Here is a 19854-nt window from a genome sequence, read left to right as displayed (position 1 = left end):
GGGAGGTGGCCGGCCGTCAGTGGACGCCCAGCCAGCTCTCGATCGGGTTGAGGGCGAAGTACACGAGGAACACCGCCGTGAGGATCCACATGAAGGCGCCGATCTCACGCCACTTGCCCTGGGCGGTCTTGATGGCGACGTAGGAGATGACGCCTGCGGCGACACCGGTGGTGATGGTGTACGTGAACGGCATCAGCACGACCGTGAGGAACACCGGGACGGCGGTGGCCCGGTCGGCCCAGTCCACGTGCCGGGCGTTCATCAGCATCATCGCGCCGATGACGACGAGGGCGGCGGAGGCGACCTCCTGCGGCACGATCGCCGTGAGCGGGGTGAAGAACAGGCAGGCCGCGAAGAACAGGCCCGTCACCACGGATGCCAGACCGGTGCGGGCGCCCTCGCCGACGCCCGTGGCCGACTCGATGAACACCGTCTGGCCGGAACCGCCGGACACGCCTCCGATCGCGCCGCCGGCCCCGTCGATGAACAGCGCCTTGGACAGGCCCGGCATGCGGCCCTTGTCGTCGGCGAGTTTCGCCTCGGTGCCCACACCGATGATGGTGGCCATCGCGTCGAAGAACCCGGCGAGCACCAGCGTGAAGACGATCATGCCGACCGTCATCGCGCCGACCTCGCCCCAGCCGCCGAACCGCACCTCCCCGAAGAGCGAGAAGTCCGGCATGGACACGGCGCTGCCGTGCAGTTCCGGTGCGCCGCCCGCCCACTGCCTGGGGTCGATGACACCGGCCGCGTTCAGGATCGCCGCCACGACCGTGCCGCTGAGGATGCCGACGAGGATGGCACCGGGGATGTTCCGGGCCTGGAGCATGAAGATCAGCAGCAGGGTCCCGGCGAAGAGCAGCACGGGCCAGCCGGCCAGTTCGCCCGCCGGACCGAGCGCGAGGGGCGTGGCCTCGCCCTGGTGCACGAAGCCGGACTTGTAGAAACCGATGAGGGCGATGAACAGGCCGATGCCCATGGTGATGCCGTGCTTGAGCGCGAGCGGGATCGCGTTCATGATCATCTCGCGCAGGCCGGTGACGACCAGCAGCATGATGACCACGCCGTACATCACGCACATGCCCATCGCCTGCGGCCAGGTCATCTCGGGTGCGACCTGGGAGGCGAGGACTCCGGAGACGGACAGGCCGGCCGCGAGGGCCAGGGGCACCTTGCCGACGAAACCCATCAGCAGGGTGGTGAAGGCCGCCGCGAACGCGGTCGCGGTGATGAGGGCCGGCTGGGCGAGGGTGGCCCCGGCCGCGTCCTTGCCGGACAGGATCAGGGGGTTGAGCAGAAGGATGTACGCCATCGCCATGAAGGTCGTGATGCCGCCGCGCACTTCACGGGCGACCGTGGACCCTCTGTGGGATATGTGGAAGTACCGGTCGAGCCAGGACCGGCCGGCCGGGACGCGGGTGCCTTCGCCCGCGTCGTCGGCTGTGGTCCTCGGCTCTGCTGACTGCTGGGTCATGTGGGCCTGCTCCCAAGGTTCAAAGGGGCACCCGCGTCTTGCCTCTGGGCTTGCGGGATTTGGGAAGGTACTGCGGCCGCACGACCCGGGGGACGGCCCGAGGCGAACGATTCGGTCTTCAGGGGACCGCGAGCGGTGCGGTGCCCGGTACTCCGGGCGGCGCGGAGTGTGTGACGTTCCGTCACGCCGCCCGGAGAGTTCTTACGCGGTGCCGGTCAGGTGCTCGGGGCGGACCGGCGTCCTGTTCAGCTCCAGACCGGTCGCGGCGCGGATCGCCGCGAGGACCGCCGGAGTCGACGACAGGGTGGGTGCCTCACCGACGCCGCGCAGCCCGTAGGGGGCGTGCTCGTCGGCGAGTTCGAGGACGTCGACCGGAATGGTCGGCGTGTCGAGGATGGTGGGGATCAGGTAGTCGGTGAAGGAGGGGTTCTTGACCTTCGCCGTCTTCGGGTCGACGACGATCTCCTCCATGACCGCCACGCCCAGTCCCTGCGTGGTGCCGCCCTGGATCTGGCCGAGCACCGACAGCGGGTTGAGCGCCTTGCCGACGTCCTGGGCGCAGGCCAGTTCGATGACCTTGACCAGGCCGAGCTCGGTGTCGACCTCGACGACGGCCCGGTGTGCGGCGAAGGAGTACTGGACGTGCCCGTTGCCCTGGCCGGTGCGCAGGTCGAAGGGCTCGGTCGGCCGGTGCCGCCACTCGGCCTCGACCTCCACGGCCTCGTCCTCCAGGACGTCGGCCAGATCGCTGAGGACCTCGCCGCCGTCGGTGACGACCTTGCCGCCCTCCAGGAGCAGTTCGGCAGTCGCCCAAGCGGGGTGGTAGGAGCCGAACTTGCGGCGCCCGATCTCCAGGACCTTCTCGCGGACCAGCTCGCAGGAGTTCTTCACGGCGCCACCGGTGACGTACGTCTGCCGGGAGGCCGACGTCGAACCGGCGCTGCCCACCTGGGTGTCGGCCGGGTGGATCGTCACCTGCGTGACGCCCAGCTCGGTGCGGGCGATCTGGGCGTGGACGGTGACACCGCCCTGGCCGACCTCGGCCATGGCGGTGTGCACGGTGGCGACCGGCTCGCCGGCGACGACCTCCAGGCGCACCTTGGCGGTGGAGTAGTCGTCGAACCCCTCGGAGAAGCCCACGTTCTTGATGCCCACCGCGTAGCCGACCCCGCGTACGACGCCCTCGCCGTGCGTGGTGTTGGACAGGCCGCCCGGCAGCTGCCGTACGTCGGCGCCCTCGCTGGACTCCCACTGGCGCTCCGGCGGCATCGGCATCGCCTTGACGCGGCGCAGCAGTTCGGCGACGGGGGCCGGGGAGTCGACGGGCTGCCCGGTCGGCAGGAGCGTGCCCTGCTCCATGGCGTTGAGCCGGCGGAACTCCACCGGGTCCATGCCGAGCTTCGCGGCGAGCTTGTCCATCTGCGCCTCGTAGGCGAAGCACGCCTGGACCGCGCCGAAGCCGCGCATCGCGCCGCAGGGCGGGTTGTTGGTGTAGAGGGCGATGGCCTCGATGTCCACGTCCTCGACCACGTACGGACCGACGGACAGGGAGGAGGCGTTGCCGACGACGGCCGGGGAGGCGGAGGCGTAGGCACCGCCGTCCAGGACGATCCGGCACTTGAGGTGGGTGAGCTTGCCGTCCTTGGTGGCCCCGTGCTCGTAGTGGAGCTTGGCCGGGTGGCGGTGGACGTGCCCGAAGAAGGATTCGAAGCGGTTGTAGACGATCTTGACGGGCTTGCCGGTGCGCAGGGCCAGCAGGCAGGCGTGGATCTGCATCGACAGGTCCTCGCGGCCGCCGAACGCGCCGCCGACGCCGGACAGCGTCATCCGCACCTTGTCCTCGGGCAGGCCGAGCACGGGCGCGATCTGGCGCAGGTCGCTGTGCAGCCACTGGGTGGCGATGTAGAGGTGGACGCCGCCGTCCTCCTCGGGCACGGCGAGGCCGGACTCGGGGCCGAGGAAGGCCTGGTCCTGCATGCCGAAGGTGTACTCGCCCGTGACGATCACGTCGGCCCGCTCGCGCGCCGCGGCGACGTCACCGCGGACGATCGGCTGGCGGTGGACGATGTTCGGGTGGGGGACGTGACCCGCGTGGTGGTCGTCGCGGTTCTCGTGGACGAGGAGCGCGTCCGGGGCGGTGGCGGAGGCCTCGTCGGTGATGACGGGCAGTTCCCGGTAGTCGACCCTGATCTTCGCGGCGGCCCGGCGCGCGGTCTCCGGGTGGTCGGCGGCGACGATGGCGACCGGCTCCCCGTGGTGGCGGACCTTGCCGTGGGCGAGGACCGGGGTGTCCTTGATCTCCAGGCCGTAGTTCTTCACGTCGGTCGGCAGGTCGTCGTACGTCATGACGGCGTGAACGCCGGGCATGGCCAGGGCCTGGCTCGTGTCGATGGACACGATCTCGGCGTGCGCGACGGTCGAGCGGAGGATCTGCCCCCACAGCATGTCCTCGTGCCACATGTCGGACGAGTACGCGAACTCGCCGGTGACCTTGAGGATGCCGTCGGGGCGGAGCGTGGACTCGCCGATGCCGCCCCTGGTCCGGGAGCCTTGGGTGATCTTCGTGGGGGTTCCACTGGGGGAAGCCATGATCAGACCGCCTCTGACTGCCGGGCGGCCGCGAGGCGGACCGCGTCCATGATCTTCTCGTAGCCGGTGCAGCGGCACAGGTTGCCCGACAGGGCCTCGCGGATGTCCGCGTCGCTCGGGTTCGGGTTGCGCTCCAGCATCTCGTCGGCCGCGACCAGCAGACCGGGCGTGCAGAAGCCGCACTGGACGGCGCCGGCGTCGATGAACGCCTGCTGGATCGGGGACAGCTCGGTGCCCTCGCCGGTATGCGAGTCGGCGCCCTTGGCGTCCCATTCCCGGGCGCTCTGCAACGACGTTCCGCAGGCGCCGGCCGCGCAACCGCCCTCGGCGCGCTGCTTGGCGAAGTCGGCGAGCCCCTCGACGGTGACGACCTCACGGCCCTCCACCTGCCCGGCGGCGACCAGGCACGCGCACACCGGCACGCCGTCCAGACGGACCGTGCACGAACCGCACTCGCCCTGCTCGCAGGCGTTCTTCGAGCCCGGCAGGCCGAGCCGCTCCCTCAGCACGTACAGCAGGGACTCGCCCTCCCACACGTCGTCGGCTTCCTGCGGACGGCCGTTGACCGTGAAGTTGACGCGCATCACGCAGCTCCCTCGATGGTGCGGCGGGCGCCGCGGTAGGACTCCCAGGTCCAGGTCAGCGTGCGGCGGGCCATGACGCCGACGGCGTGGCGGCGGTAGCTCGCGGTGCCCCGGACGTCGTCGATCGGGTTGCAGGCGGCGGAGCACAGGTCCGCGAACTGCTTGGCGACCGACGGGGTGATGATCTGCCCGTTGTCCCAGAAGCCGCCCTCCTCCAGCGCGGCGTTCAGGAACTCCTCGGCGACCTCGGCCCGGACGGGGGTCGGAGCGGCCGAACCGATCCCGGTCCGCACGGTCCGGGTCTCGGGATGCAGCGCGAGGCCGAAGGCGCACACGGCGATGACCATCGCGTTCCTGGTCCCCACCTTGGAGAACTGCTGCGGCCCGTCGGCCTTCTTCACGTGCACGGCGCGGATCAGCTCGTCGGCGGCCAGCGCGTTGCGCTTCACACCCGTGAAGAACGCGTCGATCGGGATGCGGCGCGAGCCGCGCACCGACTCGACCTCCACCTCGGCGCCCGCGGCGAGCAGCGCGGGGTGGGCGTCACCGGCCGGGGAGGCGGTGCCGAGGTTGCCGCCGACGCCGCCGCGGTTGCGGATCTGCGGGGAGGCGACCGTGTGCGAGGCGAGGGCGAGACCCGGCAGCTCGGCGCGCAGGTTCTCCATGATCTTCGTGTACGGCACGGAGGCACCGAGCCGCACGCTGTCCTCGCCGACCTCCCACTCGAAGAGGTCGCCGATGCGGTTCAGGTCCAAGAGGTACTCGGGCCGGCGGTGGTCGAAGTTGATCTCGACCATCACGTCGGTGCCACCCGCAATCGGCACAGCTGTGGGGTGCTCGGCTTTCGCGGCGAGCGCCTCCTCCCAGCTGGCGGGGCGAAGGAAGTCCATGACCGGCTCTCTTCTTCGTCTTCTCGTGGGGCGTTCAGATTGAGCCAATCCGTGTGCGGCGGTCCCGGCTCGTTTCATGTGCTGTTCACGCGTCTTGGCCTCAGTACACAGCGCGTTGCGCCAAGCGAGTCAGTCACGGAAACCATGAAGGAGTTGGCTGGCCAGAACAGGCATCTTGTAGATTCGTATGAACGGAGGCCCGTGGAAACCTCCTCGTTCTCCTGTGGAAACACGCGACACGACCGCGTGACCTGGAACACAACCGGGGCAGGGCTTGATTTCGAGACAAAGAACGGCGGCGACGAGAATGCGGCTGCGCGCACTGCTGGACACCGACGCGCTGGGCCTCAAGCTGCTCGGCGGCGAGGACGAGCTGGACCGCACCGTGCGGGGTGTGATGACCACCGACCTGCGCGACCCCAGCCGCTACCTCTCGGGCGGCGAACTGGTGCTCACGGGCCTGGCCTGGCGCAGGAACGCGGGCGACTCGGAGCCGTTCGTCCGGATCCTGGTGCAGGCGGGTGTGACGGCGCTCGCCGCGGGCGAGGCCGAGCTCGGGGACGTGCCGGAGGACCTGGTCGTGGCCTGCGCCCGGCACCGCCTCCCGCTCTTCGCGGTGCACGAGTCGGTGGCGTTCGCGACGATCACCGAGCACGTCGTACGGCAGGTCTCCGGCGAGCGCGCCGGGGACCTCGCGGCGGTGGTCGACCGCCACCGCCGCATGATGACCGCAGGACCGGCGGGCGGCGGCCCCGACGTGGTCCTCGACCTGCTCGGCACGGACCTGGACCTGCGCGCCTGGGTCCTCTCCCCCACCGGCCGGCTGATCGCGGGCTCGAAGGCGACGGGACCCGCCCTGCCGGCCGAGACGTGCGCCCGGCTCGCCGGGGAGCACCTGGCCGCCGCCCGGACGGGCCGCCTCGGCCCCCACCGCGTCGTCCTGGGCGCCACGACGTACTCCCTGTTCCCGGTCCGCTCCACGGGCCGTTCCCCGCAGTCGGCCCGGGACGTGCGCGAGACCGTCCTGGCGGACTGGCTGCTGGCCGTGGAGGCGGACGCCGGGGACTGGCCCGAGGAGCGCCTGGACCTGCTCTACGGCGTCACCCAGCTGATCGCGGTCGAACGCGACCGCCGCGACGCGGCCCGCACGGTGCGCCGCCGCCTGGCCCAGGAGGTCCTGGAGCTGGTCCAGACGGGCGCGGCGCCCGCCGAGATCGCCGCCCGCCTGCGCGTGGCCGCGCCGGTGCTGCTGCCCGGTCTGGGCGCCGCGCCGCACTGGCAGGTGGTCGTGGCCCGCGTCGACTGGGAGGGCGGGGAGATCGAGGGCGGCCCGGTGGCACAGGCCCTGCTGGAGGAGGTCCTCGTCGATCCCGCGGTCGCGGGGCCGGAGCACTCCGACCGCATCGCGGTGGCCCACACGGGCGACGAGGCCATCGCCCTGGTCCCCCTCCCGGCCGTCTCGACGGAGCACGACGGCTCGGAGACGGGCATCCTCGCGGACACGCTCCTGGCATCGGTACGGGAACCCCTCACGGCGGGCCTCGACGACGACGGCCGGCTCACCCTGGGTGTCAGCGCGGCCGTCCACTCGGCGGAGGGTCTGCGCGGCGCGCTGGAGGAGGCCCGCCACGCCCGGCGGGTCGCCGCGGCCCGGCCGGGCCGGGTCTGCGCGGCGGGTCACCAGGAGCTGGCCTCGCACGTCCTGCTGCTGCCCTTCGTCCCGGACGACGTCCGCCGGGCCTTCACGGCCCGCCTGCTGGACCCGCTGCGCGACTACGACCGCCGCCACCGCGCCGAGCTCATCCCGACCCTGGAGGCCTTCCTCGACTGCGACGGCTCCTGGACCCGATGCGCCACCCGTCTGCACCTGCACGTCAACACGCTGCGCTACCGGGTCGGCCGAATCGAGCAGTTGACGAGCCGTGACCTGTCACGCCTCGAGGACAAGCTGGACTTCTTCCTGGCACTGCGCATGAGCTGATACGCGGGGTGTCCCGGCGGCAAACCCCGGGCACCCCCGAGTCCCACGACTTTGTGAAATCCTTCACCCACCCCCTTGGCCCGGCCCGCCGATTCATGCTGAGATGCCGCCACCACTCAACAGCTCGATGGCGTGCTCGGGGAGGGCAACGTGGCGCATACCGCCATGTCTGGTAACGGAACGACCGCCGGTGACGATCCCCTCCAGACCGCGGTATGGCGGCTGCGCTCCCGCGGGTGCTGGGCCGACGCGGCCGCCCTGCTGCTGCCGGCCACACCGGCGGCGGCGCTGCAGCGCGCGGCGCTGCTGGTGGAGCGGTGTCTGTACACCGAGCAGGGCTGGGAGGAGGCCGAGGACGCGCTGCGCACGGCCGAGGCGATGGCCCACAGCGACGACGAACGGGGCGCGGCCGCTTGTGAACGCGGGTACTTGGCCTACGCGGCGACAGTGCTCGCGGTGCGGGACCGGGCCGACGAGGCACGGGCCGCGCTCGGCCGGGCGGCGGCACTGGTCCCTCCGGGGGCTCCGGCGCGGGCTCTGCTCGACTTCCGGCGGGGGCTCCTGGCCGAGAACCTGACGAGCGCGCCCCAGTCCGCCCGCGCCGCGTACCGCCGTGCCCACGCCGGCGCGACCGCGCACTCCGACCCGCTGCTGTTGTCGTTCACCTGGCGCCACCTGGCCGGACTGGCCCTGCGCGAAGGGGAGCTGGCGGAGGCGCGGCACGGATTCGCGGAGTCGCTGCGGATCCGGGAGGAGCTGGGCTATCTCGTCGGTACGGCCCCGGCGCTGGTCTCCCTCGCCGACACCGAGACGGAGCCGGAGGCGTCCCGACTGCGGGAGGAGGCCCGCCGGCTGTTCCGCCTCCTGGGGGGCGTACCGACCTGGCTGGCCCGCCAGTTGGCTCCGCCGGTACCGCCGGCTGCGACGGCTTAGGGGGTTGCGGGTACTGGGCGTCGCCGCCGGTGCCGGGTGGGTCCGCAGCCCGGCGCGGCGGGTGCCGCTGCGTCGCAGCGTCGCCGCCGGTGCCGGGTGGGTCCGCAGCCCGGCGCGGCGGGTGCCGCTGCGCCGCCGCCGTTGCCGGGTGGGTCCGCAGCCCGGCGCGGCGGGTGCCGCTGCGCCGCCGCCGTTGCCGGGTGGGTCCGCAGCCCGGCGGGACGGGGGCCGCTGCGTCGCCGCCGGTGCCGGGTGGGTCCGCAGCCCGGCGCGGCCCGGCCCACCAGCGACGAGAAGGAGTGACACCGCCGCTCAGCCCGCGGCAGCCGCCCCCGCGAAATGCTCGCCCACCAGCGCCCGCACCACATCCAGATCCCGTGCGACCAGCGCGTCCAGCAAGGCCGTGTGCTCGTGGGCGTCCGCCAGCAGCTCGGCACGCCCCCGAACTCCCCGTCCACCTCCGACCAGCGGCCACTGCGCCCTGCGGTGCAGGTCCTCAGCGATCCGGACCAGTTGCACGTTCCCCGAGAGGGACAGCACGGCCCGGTGGAACCCCCGGTCGGACTCCGCGTAGGTCGCGCGGCAGCCCGAGGACGCCGCGCGGACCGTCGCCTCGGCGAGAGGGCGCAGCTCGGCCCAGCGTTCGGCGGGCACGGTACGCGCCAGCCGCAGCATCACCGGGACTTCGATCAGCGCCCGGACCTCGGCCAGCTCTCCCAGTTCCCGCACACCCCGCTCGACCACCCGGAACCCGCGGTTCGGCACGACCTCGACGGCCCCTTCGAGGGCCAGTTGCTGCATGGCCTCCCGGACCGGCGTCGCCGACACCCCGAACCGCTCGCCCAGCACCGGCGCCGAGTACACCTCTCCGGGCCGTAGATCCCCCGCCACCAGCGCGGCCCGCAGCGCGTCCAGGATCTGCCCGCGCACCGAGGCCCGCCGGACCACCGGCCGGACCCGCGGGGCGACCGGCGCGGGCGGCTCACTGTGCGTGTGCTCGCCCCGCACCGTCCCGGCCTGCCGCGGCACCCGCGCCTGCTCCGCCGACCCCACCGGACCACCCGGCCCCACCGGACCACCGGGCGCAGCCGGACCACCTGACGCGACCGGACCGCCCGGCGCGGCCGCTCCCGCCGCTGCCCACGGAGTCCCCGTTTCCGCGGAGCCCTGCGCTCCCTGCCTCACGGGTCCTCCTCCGGACGTATCGGTACTTGGGGTCATTACGGCGGGTTGTTACTCGTCCGTCAAGCACCATAAGCGCCCCGGCCCCCAGTTCAAATCCTCGTTCAACTTTTCGAGATCATGAGTAAGGTTAGGCTTACCTTTAAGGACCCCGTTTCACCCGACGGATCGGTGATCACATGCCTGCGCCCCTTTCGGCCGTCTCCGGCGCCTACGCCCGCCTGGCCGAGGTCCTCCCGGGGCTCGCCGTCACCGAACTGGACGCAGTCGACGAGACCCCGCAGGGCCACGGCTGGACCACCGCCGCCGACCTCGCGGCCGCCGGCCCAGCCCTGGACCGCTTCCTCGCGTGGGACGTGGACCAGATCCAGCGGGACTACGGCACGCAGGCCCGCCCCGACGTCGTCGCGAGCTTCGGCCTGCACCGCTACGCCTGGCCCGCCTGCCTCCTGATCACCGTGCCGTGGTTCCTGAACCGCCGGGTCCCCCGCTACCCCGTGACCCATGTCTCCTACGACCGCACCGCCCCGGGCCACGCCCTCGGACACCTGGCCGTCCGCCCCTCCGGCTTCGCCTGCCTGCCCGGCGACGAGGCGGCCGCGTTGCCGGGCGCCCGGGTCGTCCCCGACGAGGAGGCGCTACGGGCGGAGGTACGGGCGGCGGTCGCCGAGCACCTGGAGCCGGTGCTGACCGGTTTCGGCCCCCGGATGCGGCGCCGCGGGCGCGCCCTGTGGGGTATGGCGACCGACGAGATCGTCGAAGGGCTGTGGTACATCGCCCAGTTGCTCGGCGAGATCGAGGAGCGGCGTGCGATGCGCGAGCTGGAGCTGCTCCTGCCGGGAGCGACCAAGCCGTACGTCGGCACGGCGGCGTTCCGGGAGCTGGCCGGCCCGGGCGGCGAACCGCTGCTCACCCGGGACCGCGCGAGCTGCTGCATGTTCTACACGCTGCGTCCGGAGGACACCTGCGCCACCTGCCCGCGCACCTGCGACACCGAACGCGTCACCAGGCTGCTGGCGACGGCCGGTTGAGGCTCGGGCGGGGTCCCTCCGCCCGCCGTCCCGTAAGATCGCGGAACCGGACACCCGCGTACCCACAGGCGATTCACATCATCCCCACGTGTCACGGGAACTTTCCGAGGAACCACTCGTACGGGTAGTCTTGTTCGAACTCAACTCCCGAGCCTCAAGCGGCAGTTCGAGCAGAACGCCGCCCTGGGCATTCCCTTGCACTTCCTTGGCGGCCTCTTGCCCCGAAACCCCCTGAGGGTCGATGGGATTGGGCCACTATGGCGGGCGTTACGCCCTATCCCAATGCAAGGGACCACCCAGATGAGACTGACCGACATATCGCTGAACTGGCTGCTTCCGGGCGCCGTGCTTCTCCTGGGCATGCTGGCGGCGGTGGCGGTGCTCGCGCGCGGCAAGCGCTCCTCGGTCAAGGACACGAGCGCGGACGACTCCTGGGAGCGCAGCGAGGAACGCCGCAGACGCAAGGAAGCCCTTTACGGCACCCTCTCCTACCTCCTCCTCTTCTGCTGTGCGGCCGTCGCCGCCCTGCTCTCCTTCCACGGTCTGGTCGGCTTCGGCGAGCAGAACCTCGGGCTCTCGGGCGGCTGGCAGTACCTCGTCCCGTTCGGCCTGGACGGCGCGGCGATGTTCTGCTCCGTCCTCGCGGTGCGCGAGGCCAGCCACGGTGACGCGGCGCTCGGCTCCCGGATACTGGTGTGGACGTTCGCCTTCGCCGCGGCCTGGTTCAACTGGGTGCACGCGCCCCGGGGCGTCGGCCACGCGGGTGCCCCCCACTTCTTCGCGGGCATGTCCCTGTCGGCGGCGGTCCTCTTCGACCGTGCGCTGAAGCAGACCCGCCGGGCCGCCCTGCGGGAGCAGGGCCTGGTGCCCCGCCCGCTGCCGCAGATCCGCATGGTGCGCTGGCTGCGGGCCCCCCGGGAGACCTACCGCGCCTGGTCGCTGATGCTCCTCGAGAATGTGCGCAGCCTGGACGAGGCGGTCGACGAGGTGCGCGACGACAAGCGCAAGAAGGAAGAGGCCCGGCAGCGACGGCGCGACCAGCAGCGCGTGGAGCGGGCCCAGCTGAAGGCGATCAGCCGCGGTCACCGCGGCCACTTCGGCCGGGGTGGCGGACGGCAGCTGGAGGTGCAGGTGGAGCGCGACTCCTCGCAGGTCTCCGCGGAGCCTGCCATATCCGCGCCGGAGCCCCTGCCCGTGCGCTCGCGTCCCTCCCTTCAGCCGGTGCGCAAAGGAACTGACCCGGTGACGGTCGACCTCACCGCGGAGGACGACACCATGGCGCTGCCGCGTCTGGACTCCCTGGAGCGCAAGCTCAAGGACCTTGAGCAGCAGTTCGGTTAGCCGAGCCGCAGCAGAGCGGCGAGGGGGCGTGGCCTGCGGGCCGCGCCCCCTCGGCGTTCACGCCGCCCCGGCCCCCAGCTCGAACCAGACGGCCTTGCCCACGCCGTGCGGCCGGACACCCCAGGCGTCCGCGAGGGACTGCACCAGGAACAGGCCCCTGCCGTTCGTGCCCTCGTCGGCGACCGGTACGCGCACTCGCGGTCTGCGGGCGACGAAGTCCCGGACCTCGACCCGCAGTCCGCGGGGTCCGACGGTGGCCGTGAGGACCGCGTCGTGGTCGGTGTGGACGATCGCGTTGGTGACGAGCTCGCTGGTGAGCAGTTCGGCGACGTCGGACTGCCCGTGCTTCCCCCACTGCCCGAGCAGTTCCCGCAGGGCCCTGCGGGCTTCCGGGACGGCCCGCAGGTCCGCTCGCCCGAGTCGGCGCCTCAACTGCGGCGCCGGATCGTGTTCCGTGACATCGTCGGTCCTGTCCTCCACCGTCTTCGCCGAGAAGCCCCCGATCGCTATGGGACCGCCTCGTCGTGCCTGCCTCTCCATGACCCCCGCCCGCGCGCCGATGTCGGTTCCCCTCCTGCTCGAACACGTTCACGGGGATCCATGCCCCATCGCAAACGCGGCAGTCATGTCGAATCGTCAACGACCGGGTGTTCGGCCACCGGAACGGGGCGGGCGGCCCGGGCGGCGGGCCGCCGAGCAGGACGGCGACGGCGCGCAGGGGGACGGGAGAGCGGCCGGTCGACGTCCTCGGGTGGATCCTTGACCGCCGGAGATCGGACGATGGGCCGAGGGCCGGCTGTCGATCCCTGCGTACGCGAGAAGGGGCCGGGGCGACGGGCCGCCGTGCGCGGCACTCCGGTGAAGTTGGCCGAAGTGCGACGGTCTTGACAGCGGCCGGAACCGGTACGGGGCCGTCCTCCCCACCCCCGTGGCGGGAGGACGGCCCCGGTCCTTCGGCGGGCGCGGTCAGTACAGCTTGTTGACGGCGGTGGTCGTCGTCTTCTTGAAGGCCGTCACGGGGGCGTCGTCGAAGTCGCCCATCTGGCCCCACGACACGACGGTGACGGTCTTGCCGTCCCGTCCGACGGACAGCAGCGAGATGTCCGTGGCGCCCCAGGACGTCTCGGTGTGCAGGCCGCGGACACGGGCCCCCTCCTCGACGGGCAGCGAACCGTAGTCCCGGCCCTCCGCCTCGACGTCCGGGTCGTTCTCCTCGATCCGGTCGGCGCAGGTGCGGATCAGGTCGTCGTAGTGCTTCGCCAGGGCCTTGGCCAGGGCGGCTGTGTCCGCCACGACGGTCAACTGCACGGCGCCGGTGTCCAGGTCGGTCCAAAACTCCCGGTGCCGGTAGTCGTAGGAGGGCACGCCCTCCGTGCTCACACAGAAGCCGAGTCCCTCCGGGAACCCTTCGGTGACCGGGCCGGCCGTCCAGGACGAGGTCGGGTGCGGCGGCAGCTGGGACGCCGACAGGAACTTGGGCCCGGCGGCCTTCGGTGCGGCGCCGGCCGCCGGTGCGGTGAGGACCGTGCCGGCCGCGACGGCGGCGACGGTGAGTGCGGTGAGCGCGCTTGTCGGGATGCGCATGGGCATGGGTGTCCCCCCGTGGATGAATGCGTGGATGTCGGATGCCGCCCCGAGGCCCGCTGGTCGGCCCGGACCTGGTCGGTGCGACACCAAGAGCATCAGCGGTCCCACCGGGCGGACGCAACAGCCCGCCTCCGATCGGTCCCGGTGGAACCATCCCAGCCCGTCTGACGTGCAGGTACATGGGGTGCCTGGGATGCCGTTCCGGGCCGGGTCCGACGTTGGAGACGGGGGAACGGGTGTCGGCACAGGACGACATGGACGGCATGGACAACGCGGACGACGTCGGGGAGTTCGCGGCGCTGCTGAGGACGTTCAAGGAGCGCACGGACCGCAGTTACGGTTCGCTGGCCCGCCGCCTGGCCATGAACACCTCGACCCTGCACCGCTACTGCGCGGGCGACGCGGTCCCGGTCGACTTCGCCCCCGTGGAGCGCTTCGCCGCCCTGTGCGGGGCGTCCCCGGAGGAACGTCTGGAGCTGCACCGCCGCTGGCTCCTGGCGGTGGCGGCGCGGCAGCGGCCCCGATCGGCGAGCCCGGCCGCTCCGGCACGGCAGGACGCGGCCTGCGCCACGGTGGACGAGCCGGAGGGTGCACGGGACGTCGTCGACGGCCCGGCCGACCGCTCCACAGCACAATCCCCGCCGCCCGGCCTCCGCCCCTGGTACCGCCGCAGACGCGTCGCGGTCGCACTGGCCGCCGTCTGCGCGACGCTCGCGGCCCTCGGGAGCCTCACCGCGCTGCCGGACGATCGGCGTACGACCACCGGCGACCGGGCCCCTGTGACCGGGCCGGCCCCGTCCGGTACGGCGAAGGCCGAACCCCGGGACCGAAAGAGCGCCTCGCCGACCCCGAGCGACAGCTCCCCCACCGCTCGGCGGCCCGCGCCGTCCGCCACCCCGAAGCAGCCGAAGCCCTCCCCGTCCCCCTCCGCCCGCACCACCCCGCCTCCCGGCACGACCGCCTCCGCCCCACCCCTGACCTGGTCCGCCGACTCCCAGTCCTGGAAGCTCGGCTGCGGTCACGACTACGTCGTCGCCAAGCCGCCCGCGCAGGTGCCACCGCCGCCGGTCCCGCAGGACGCCGGGGTCTGGGCCGCGACGCAGAACGCGGTGCACGGCGGCGAGACGCTCGTACAGCTGACCGTGCAGGGGCGCACCGACACGGCCGTCGTGCTGGAGGCGCTGCGCGTGCGCGTGGTGGGGCGGACGGCACCGGCGCGGGGCAACGCCTATGCGATGAACCGGGGCTGCGGCGGTTCGATCACCCCGCGTTCCTTCGACGTGAACCTGGACAAGGACCGCCCCATCGCCCGCGCGGTCGCCGGGAGCGACGCGGGTACGCCGATCCCGGCGGTGCGCATGCCGTACCGCGTCTCCGCGCGGGATCCCGAGGTGCTGCTGGTCAACGCCAGGACCCAAGGGTGCGACTGCCGCTGGCACCTGGAGCTGGACTGGTCCTCCCAGGGCCGCAGGGGGACGGTCCGGATCGACGACGACGGCAGCCCGTTCCGCACCAGCGGGATCAAGGGCCTGCCCCGCTACGTGTACGACATCTCGGCTCGCGAGTGGATGCCCTACAGCTAGAACCGGGGAACGTTGCGCAGGTTGGAGCGGGCCATCTGCAGCATCCGGCCGACCCCGCCGTCCAGCACGATCTTCGAGGCGGACAGGGCGAAGCCGGTCACCATCTCGGCCTTGATCTTCGGCGGGATGGACAGCGCGTTGGGGTCGGTGACGATGTCGACGAGGGCCGGCCCCTTGTGCTTGAAGGCGTCCTTCAGGGCCCCGGGGAGGTCCTTGGGCTTCTCGACGCGCACGCCGTACGCACCGCAGGCACGGGCGACGGCGGCGAAGTCGGGGTTCCTGTTCGTGGTGCCGTACGACGGGAGGCCGGCGACCAGCATCTCCAACTCGACCATGCCGAGCGAGGAGTTGTTGAACAGGACGACCTTCACGGGGAGGTCGTACTGCACCAGCGTCAGGAAGTCGCCCATCAGCATGGAGAAGCCTCCGTCGCCGGACATCGACACGACCTGCCGCCCCCGGTCGGTGAACTGGGCGCCGATCGCCATGGGAAGCGCGTTCGCCATGGAGCCGTGGGAGAAGGAACCGATGACGCGGCGGCGGCCGTTGGGTGAGATGTAGCGGGCGGCCCAGACATTGCACATGCCGGTGTCGACGGTGAACACGGCGTCGTCGGAGGCGACTTCGTCGAGCACGGACGCCACGTACTCGGGGTGGATCGGCGTGTGCTTCTCGACCTTGCGGGTGTACGCCTTCACGATGCCTTCCAGCGCGTCGGCGTGCTTCTTGAGCATCCGGTCGAGGAAGCGGCGGTTCTTCTTCTCCTTCACCCGCGGGATCAGACAGCGCAGCGTCTCCCGTACGTCGCCCCACACCGCGAGGTCCAGCTTGGAGCGGCGGCCGAGGTGTTCGGGCCGGATGTCGACCTGCACGATCTTGACGTCGTCGGGGAGGAAGGCGTTGTACGGGAAGTCGGTGCCGAGCAGGATCAGCAGGTCGCACTCGTGGGTGGCCTCGTAGGCGGCCCCGTATCCGAGCAGTCCGCTCATGCCGACGTCGAAGGGGTTGTCGTACTGGATCCACTCCTTGCCGCGCAGGGCGTGCCCGACCGGGGACTTGATCTTCCCCGCGAACTCCATGACCTCGGCGTGCGCACCGGCCGTGCCGCTGCCGCAGAAGAGGGTGACCTTGCCGGCCTCGTCGATCATCTCGACGAGCCGGTCGATCTCGGCGTCCCCCGGGCGGACCGTCGGGCGGGAGGTGACGAGGGCGGTCTCGACCGCCTTCTCCGGGGCGGGCCGGTCGGCGATGTCGCCGGGCAGGGTGACGACGCTGACGCCGCTGCGTCCGACGGCGTTCTGGATGGCGGTCTGCAGCAGCCGCGGCATCTGCTCCGGGCTGGAGATCATCTCGCTGTAGTGGCTGCACTCGGTGAACAGCCGGTCGGGGTGGGTCTCCTGGAAGAAGCCGAGGCCGATCTCGCTGGACGGGATGTGCGAGGCGAGGGCGAGGACCGGGGCCATGGAGCGGTGGGCGTCGTAGAGGCCGTTGATGAGGTGGAGGTTGCCGGGGCCGCAGGAGCCGGCGCAGGCGGCGAGCCCGCCGGTGATCTGCGCCTCGGCACTGGCGGCGAAGGCGGCGGTCTCCTCGTGCCGGACGTGGATCCAGTCGATGGCGGAGTTGCGGCGGACGGCGTCGACGACCGGGTTGAGGCTGTCGCCGACGACTCCGTAGAGACGTTTGACTCCGGCACGGGTCAGGATGTCGACGAACTGTTCCGCGACGTTCTGTTTGGCCATGGTTCTCGTCTGCCCCTTCGGTCTCCTGGGATCCCTCCGGGTTCCATCAAGTCACACCGGTCGCGCTCACGCCTCCCATACCGCGGCGGCCGTACGGTCGTCCGCATAACCCTTGACCCGTACCTGGGAGTCGGCGAGGAACGCGGCGAGACCGGGTGGATCGGGGCGGGACCACCGCTCGGCGAGGTACTCGCCCAGTTCGGGCTCGCCGCGCAGGGGGTCGGCCAGGCCGCCGCTGCACATCAGGAGCGTGTCACCCGGGCGGGCGACGGAGGTCCGGAAGCGGAAGGGCTCGCGGGGCGGCTCCGGGGCCGGTTCGTACGGGCTGGGCGGGGTCGGGATGCCCAGGTCCATGGTGAGCCGGTCGCCCTCGGGGGTCTCGGAGGGCGGCGAACCGAAACCCACGACGGGATCGCCCTTGACCTCGGCGACCTGCGGCTCGATGTCCTGCCACTCCCCCTCCCGCAGCCGGAACAGTCCACCCGGTCCGACCCCGAAGAACACCCGCGTCCGGCACTCCGGGTCGGCCGACAGCAGCAGGCAGCGCAGGCTGGCCGCGTACTCCCCTGGATCGACGCCCTGCTCGGAGGCGCTGGCCCGCAGCTTGCCGAGGCTGCGGTCGGTGAGCCGGTGCAGCCCGGACTTCAGGTCGCCGCGCCGGCCGTCCCTTATGTCCTCCACGAGCCGTGCGTGGCTGCGCCCGACGGCTCGCCCGATCCAGTGGCAGGCCTCGGCGGCGGCCCGGTGCGCCCCGGGCGTGGCCCGGGCGCCGGTCGCCATCGCCACCAGCAGCAGCGCGTGCTCCCCCGCGCCGAACCGGGCGGTGAGCAGCGCGTCCCGGCGGGGTTCTCCGCGATACCGCGCGGAGTCCCCCCGCAGGGAGACGGCCCGCACCGTACAGGCCCCGTACCGGGCCCCGTCCAGCACGGTGTCCGCCACGAGATCGTCGAGATCGTCCGGATCGGCGGCCGGGAGAGCGGTGGGTTCGGCGTCGTACGTGGGCGGCCGCGTGCCGACGTGACCACGGGACCGGGCGACGGGCGCGGGGCGCTCGATCCGGGGGCTGTGCTCGTCGGGAGAGGGATCGGTGGCCGGGGGCGAGGGCGCCTCGGGCGGCGACTCGGATGGACGCGCGGGTACGGACGGCGGCTTTTCGGGGAGTGGGACCACGGACGGCGGCTCTTCGGGCGGTGGGACCACGGACGGCGGCCCGGCGGGGAGCGGCGGCACGGCCCCCCTGGCCGGGTGAGACTCGGGGTTCGGCCAGGTCGGAGGGGCTGTGGGAGGTGGCGGGACCCGGGGCGTTCCCCCGTCGGGAACCACCGGCGCGGGCGGCTGCCCCGGGCTCTGCGGGGCCGGGGCGAAAGGGCCCGCGCGCTCGTCCGAGGGCGTACGGGCGTCGGCCGCAGGCGGCGCTGCTTCACCTCGCTGTTCGCCCGAGGGCGTACGGGCGCCGGGCGGCGAGGCGACCGGCCCCGCGCGCTCGTCCGAGGGCGTACGGGCGTCGGCCGCAGGCGGCGCTGCTTCACCTCGCTGTTCGCCCGAGGGCGTACGGGCGCCGGGCGGCGAGGCGACCGGCCCCGCGCGCTCGTCCGAGGGCGTACGGGCGTCGGCCGCAGGCGGCGCTGCTTCACCTCGCTGTTCGCCCGAGGGCGTACGGGCGCCGGGCGACGGGGCGACGGGTCCCGGGCGCTCGTCCGAGGGTGCGTGGGCGGGGGGCTGGTCGGCCCGCTGCGATGGACGCGCCGTGGTCGGGAAGCTCACCGGCCCGGTGGGGCCGGGCGGTGGTGGCTCCCAGGGCGCGCGTTGCGGGGACCTGTCGTTCGGGCGGGGCGTGTCCAGCATGTCGTCGGCACCGGTCCGGGGCGCCGGGACCGCCGGCTCCGCTCCGAAGTCCCGGCCCATCGACCGGTCCGAGGAACCCGACCGCTCCGAGGGCCCCGATCGGTCCGAGGGCCCCGATCGGTCCGAGGGCCCCGATCGGTCCGAGGGCCCCGATCGGTCCGAGGGCCCCGATCGGTCCGAGGGCCCCGGTCGGTCCGAGGAGCCCGACCCCTCCGAGGAACCAGTCCGCCCCTCCGTCCCGTCTGCCACCGCCCCCGACGCCGACGCGAACCGGTCGTCGAGGGAATCCCGCGCCGGCGCGGGGCCCGTGTCGTCGGTGGAGTCGTCGTACAACTCCCTCCACCAGTCGTCCTCGTGACCGGTGGGCCTTCCCCCCTGCTGGCTCATGACCGTCATTGTCCACCGCACGAGCCGGATGAAAACGGGGCTTGTGGAAAAAACCGGCCCACCAAGGGGCGGTGAGCGGCACGTCGAGTGAGCCGTAGAACGGTCATGCGAAAAGCGGAGCCCGGCGCGGCGCGCGTGGCTGACCTGCGGGTCTGAGCCCTGCCCACGCTTCTGACCTGCGCGTTCTCCGGTGTTCCGGCAGTCTGGGTAGATGGGAGTGTGGGACCTCCTGCTGGTCGGGCTGGTCATCCTGCTCGGGCTGTGCGGAGTGCTGCTGCCCGCCATGCCGGGATCGTTGCTGGTGTGGGCAGCGGTCATGTGGTGGGCGCTGAAGGACCCGCAGCCCGTCACCTGGTGGGTGCTGGTCGGAGCCACGGTCCTGCTGCTGGTCTCCCAGGCCGTCCGCTGGGCGCTCCCGCCCCGGCGGCTGCGTATGAACGGCACCACCCGCCGCATGCTGGCCTGTGCCGGGGCCGGTTCCGTCCTGGGCTTCGTCCTGATACCCGTCCTCGGCGCGATCCCCGGCTTCCTGGGCGGTGTCTACCTCTTCGAACGGCTCCGCCTCGGCCGCCACACCGACGCGATGGCCGCCCTGCGCACGGTCATGCGCGCGGGCGGCTCCAGCATCCTGACCGAACTGTTCACCTGCCAGCTGATCGCGGCGGCCTGGCTGGGCGCGGTCCTCTGGGGCTGAGCCGTCAGCCCTCG

The 19854-nt window shown here is 72.5% G+C and carries 15 protein-coding genes; 6 read left to right on the top strand and 9 right to left on the bottom strand.

The genetic code is table 11. The annotated features are described in order from the left end of the window. Nucleotides 1–16: 16 nt before the first annotated feature. The 4 genes from ACZ7EG_RS22285 to ACZ7EG_RS22270 all read right to left on the bottom strand — a co-directional run bounded on the left by ACZ7EG_RS22285 (nt 17) and on the right by ACZ7EG_RS22270 (nt 5537). The gene (locus ACZ7EG_RS22285; RefSeq protein WP_471081449.1) at nt 17–1474 is read right to left on the bottom strand and encodes an NCS2 family permease; all 1458 of its coding nucleotides are present in this window, start codon (nt 1472–1474) and stop codon (nt 17–19) included. A 201-nt stretch (nt 1475–1675) separates the two neighbouring features. Further along, nucleotides 1676–4063, bottom strand: a complete 2388-nt coding sequence (locus ACZ7EG_RS22280) for a xanthine dehydrogenase family protein molybdopterin-binding subunit (RefSeq protein ID WP_471081446.1) — start codon at nt 4061–4063, stop codon at nt 1676–1678. A gap of 2 nt (nt 4064–4065) precedes the next feature. Continuing rightward, nucleotides 4066–4647 carry a (2Fe-2S)-binding protein gene (locus tag ACZ7EG_RS22275; protein ID WP_471081443.1) on the bottom strand — a complete coding sequence of 194 codons (582 nt, stop codon included), beginning with the start codon at nt 4645–4647 and terminating at the stop codon, nt 4066–4068. After that, entirely contained in the window at nt 4647–5537 is an 891-nt protein-coding gene (locus ACZ7EG_RS22270; protein WP_471081440.1) for an FAD binding domain-containing protein, read from the bottom strand. Before ACZ7EG_RS22270 ends, ACZ7EG_RS22275 begins: the two co-directional genes overlap by 1 nt. Nucleotides 5538–5844: 307 nt before the next feature. Here ACZ7EG_RS22270 and ACZ7EG_RS22265 point away from each other — a divergent pair, with 307 nt between their 5' ends. Together ACZ7EG_RS22265 and ACZ7EG_RS22260 are read left to right on the top strand one after the other, a co-directional pair. Next, nucleotides 5845–7518 carry a PucR family transcriptional regulator gene (locus ACZ7EG_RS22265; protein WP_471081437.1) on the top strand — a complete coding sequence of 558 codons (1674 nt, stop codon included), beginning with the start codon at nt 5845–5847 and terminating at the stop codon, nt 7516–7518. A 165-nt stretch (nt 7519–7683) separates the two neighbouring features. After that, on the top strand, nt 7684–8451 hold the full coding sequence (locus tag ACZ7EG_RS22260; RefSeq protein WP_471081434.1) for a hypothetical protein: 768 nt from the start codon (nt 7684–7686) through the stop codon (nt 8449–8451). A 312-nt stretch (nt 8452–8763) separates the two neighbouring features. Here the strand turns inward: ACZ7EG_RS22260 and ACZ7EG_RS22255 are convergent, their stop codons facing one another. Continuing rightward, nucleotides 8764–9636: a GntR family transcriptional regulator gene (locus tag ACZ7EG_RS22255; protein ID WP_471081431.1), complete on the bottom strand. Its 873-nt coding sequence runs from the start codon at nt 9634–9636 to the stop codon at nt 8764–8766. 176 nt (nt 9637–9812) lie between these two features. Between ACZ7EG_RS22255 and ACZ7EG_RS22250 the strand changes: the two genes are divergently transcribed. Together ACZ7EG_RS22250 and ACZ7EG_RS22245 are read left to right on the top strand one after the other, a co-directional pair. Then, a complete protein-coding gene (locus tag ACZ7EG_RS22250) occupies nt 9813–10664 on the top strand; it encodes a (2Fe-2S)-binding protein (RefSeq protein WP_471081428.1) in 852 nt (283 codons plus the stop codon). A 300-nt stretch (nt 10665–10964) separates the two neighbouring features. Next, complete coding sequence (locus ACZ7EG_RS22245) at nt 10965–12005, top strand: DUF2637 domain-containing protein (RefSeq protein ID WP_471081425.1); 1041 nt, start codon at nt 10965–10967, stop codon at nt 12003–12005. Nucleotides 12006–12062: 57 nt separating this feature from the next. Here ACZ7EG_RS22245 and ACZ7EG_RS22240 read toward each other — a convergent pair whose 3' ends face one another. Beyond that, nucleotides 12063–12545, bottom strand: coding sequence for an ATP-binding protein (locus ACZ7EG_RS22240; RefSeq protein ID WP_471081422.1), 483 nt, complete (start codon nt 12543–12545; stop codon nt 12063–12065). Nucleotides 12546–12971: 426 nt separating this feature from the next. Then, on the bottom strand, nt 12972–13595 hold the full coding sequence (locus ACZ7EG_RS22235) for a hypothetical protein (protein ID WP_471081419.1): 624 nt from the start codon (nt 13593–13595) through the stop codon (nt 12972–12974). 251 nt (nt 13596–13846) lie between these two features. On the opposite strand from ACZ7EG_RS22235, the gene ACZ7EG_RS22230 reads away from it, so the two are divergent. Beyond that, a complete protein-coding gene (locus tag ACZ7EG_RS22230) occupies nt 13847–15175 on the top strand; it encodes a helix-turn-helix domain-containing protein (RefSeq protein WP_471081883.1) in 1329 nt (442 codons plus the stop codon). Here the strand turns inward: ACZ7EG_RS22230 and ACZ7EG_RS22225 are convergent. Both ACZ7EG_RS22225 and ACZ7EG_RS22220 read right to left on the bottom strand, forming a co-directional pair. Next, complete coding sequence (locus tag ACZ7EG_RS22225; RefSeq protein WP_471081416.1) at nt 15172–16914, bottom strand: pyruvate dehydrogenase; 1743 nt, start codon at nt 16912–16914, stop codon at nt 15172–15174. The two genes, ACZ7EG_RS22230 and ACZ7EG_RS22225, sit on opposite strands and share 4 nt — an antisense overlap. Before the next feature lie 66 nt (nt 16915–16980). After that, nucleotides 16981–17970, bottom strand: coding sequence for a protein phosphatase 2C domain-containing protein (locus ACZ7EG_RS22220; protein ID WP_471081880.1), 990 nt, complete (start codon nt 17968–17970; stop codon nt 16981–16983). Between the two features lie 1387 nt (nt 17971–19357). On the opposite strand from ACZ7EG_RS22220, the gene ACZ7EG_RS22215 reads away from it, so the two are divergent. Next, the gene (locus ACZ7EG_RS22215) at nt 19358–19840 is read left to right on the top strand and encodes a DUF456 domain-containing protein (RefSeq protein ID WP_471081413.1); all 483 of its coding nucleotides are present in this window, start codon (nt 19358–19360) and stop codon (nt 19838–19840) included. Nucleotides 19841–19854 lie beyond the last annotated feature (14 nt).

The sequence above is a fragment of the Streptomyces sp. NPDC037100 genome (genome assembly GCF_055606225.1).
This window is presented reverse-complemented; position numbering and strand designations above follow the sequence as displayed.

What these genes read in the sequence shown, in the direction of transcription:
- ACZ7EG_RS22285 (WP_471081449.1), bottom strand. Translation starts at nt 1,474, where the DNA reads ATGACCCAGCAGTCAGCAGAGCCGAGGACCACAGCCGACGACGCGGGC.
- ACZ7EG_RS22280 (WP_471081446.1), bottom strand. Translation starts at nt 4,063, where the DNA reads ATGGCTTCCCCCAGTGGAACCCCCACGAAGATCACCCAAGGCTCCCGG.
- ACZ7EG_RS22275 (WP_471081443.1), bottom strand. Translation starts at nt 4,647, where the DNA reads ATGCGCGTCAACTTCACGGTCAACGGCCGTCCGCAGGAAGCCGACGAC.
- ACZ7EG_RS22270 (WP_471081440.1), bottom strand. Translation starts at nt 5,537, where the DNA reads ATGGACTTCCTTCGCCCCGCCAGCTGGGAGGAGGCGCTCGCCGCGAAA.
- ACZ7EG_RS22265 (WP_471081437.1), top strand. Translation starts at nt 5,845, where the DNA reads ATGCGGCTGCGCGCACTGCTGGACACCGACGCGCTGGGCCTCAAGCTG.
- ACZ7EG_RS22260 (WP_471081434.1), top strand. Translation starts at nt 7,684, where the DNA reads ATGTCTGGTAACGGAACGACCGCCGGTGACGATCCCCTCCAGACCGCG.
- ACZ7EG_RS22250 (WP_471081428.1), top strand. Translation starts at nt 9,813, where the DNA reads ATGCCTGCGCCCCTTTCGGCCGTCTCCGGCGCCTACGCCCGCCTGGCC.
- ACZ7EG_RS22245 (WP_471081425.1), top strand. Translation starts at nt 10,965, where the DNA reads ATGAGACTGACCGACATATCGCTGAACTGGCTGCTTCCGGGCGCCGTG.
- ACZ7EG_RS22240 (WP_471081422.1), bottom strand. Translation starts at nt 12,545, where the DNA reads ATGGAGAGGCAGGCACGACGAGGCGGTCCCATAGCGATCGGGGGCTTC.
- ACZ7EG_RS22235 (WP_471081419.1), bottom strand. Translation starts at nt 13,595, where the DNA reads ATGCCCATGCGCATCCCGACAAGCGCGCTCACCGCACTCACCGTCGCC.
- ACZ7EG_RS22230 (WP_471081883.1), top strand. Translation starts at nt 13,847, where the DNA reads ATGGACGGCATGGACAACGCGGACGACGTCGGGGAGTTCGCGGCGCTG.
- ACZ7EG_RS22225 (WP_471081416.1), bottom strand. Translation starts at nt 16,914, where the DNA reads ATGGCCAAACAGAACGTCGCGGAACAGTTCGTCGACATCCTGACCCGT.
- ACZ7EG_RS22215 (WP_471081413.1), top strand. Translation starts at nt 19,358, where the DNA reads ATGGGAGTGTGGGACCTCCTGCTGGTCGGGCTGGTCATCCTGCTCGGG.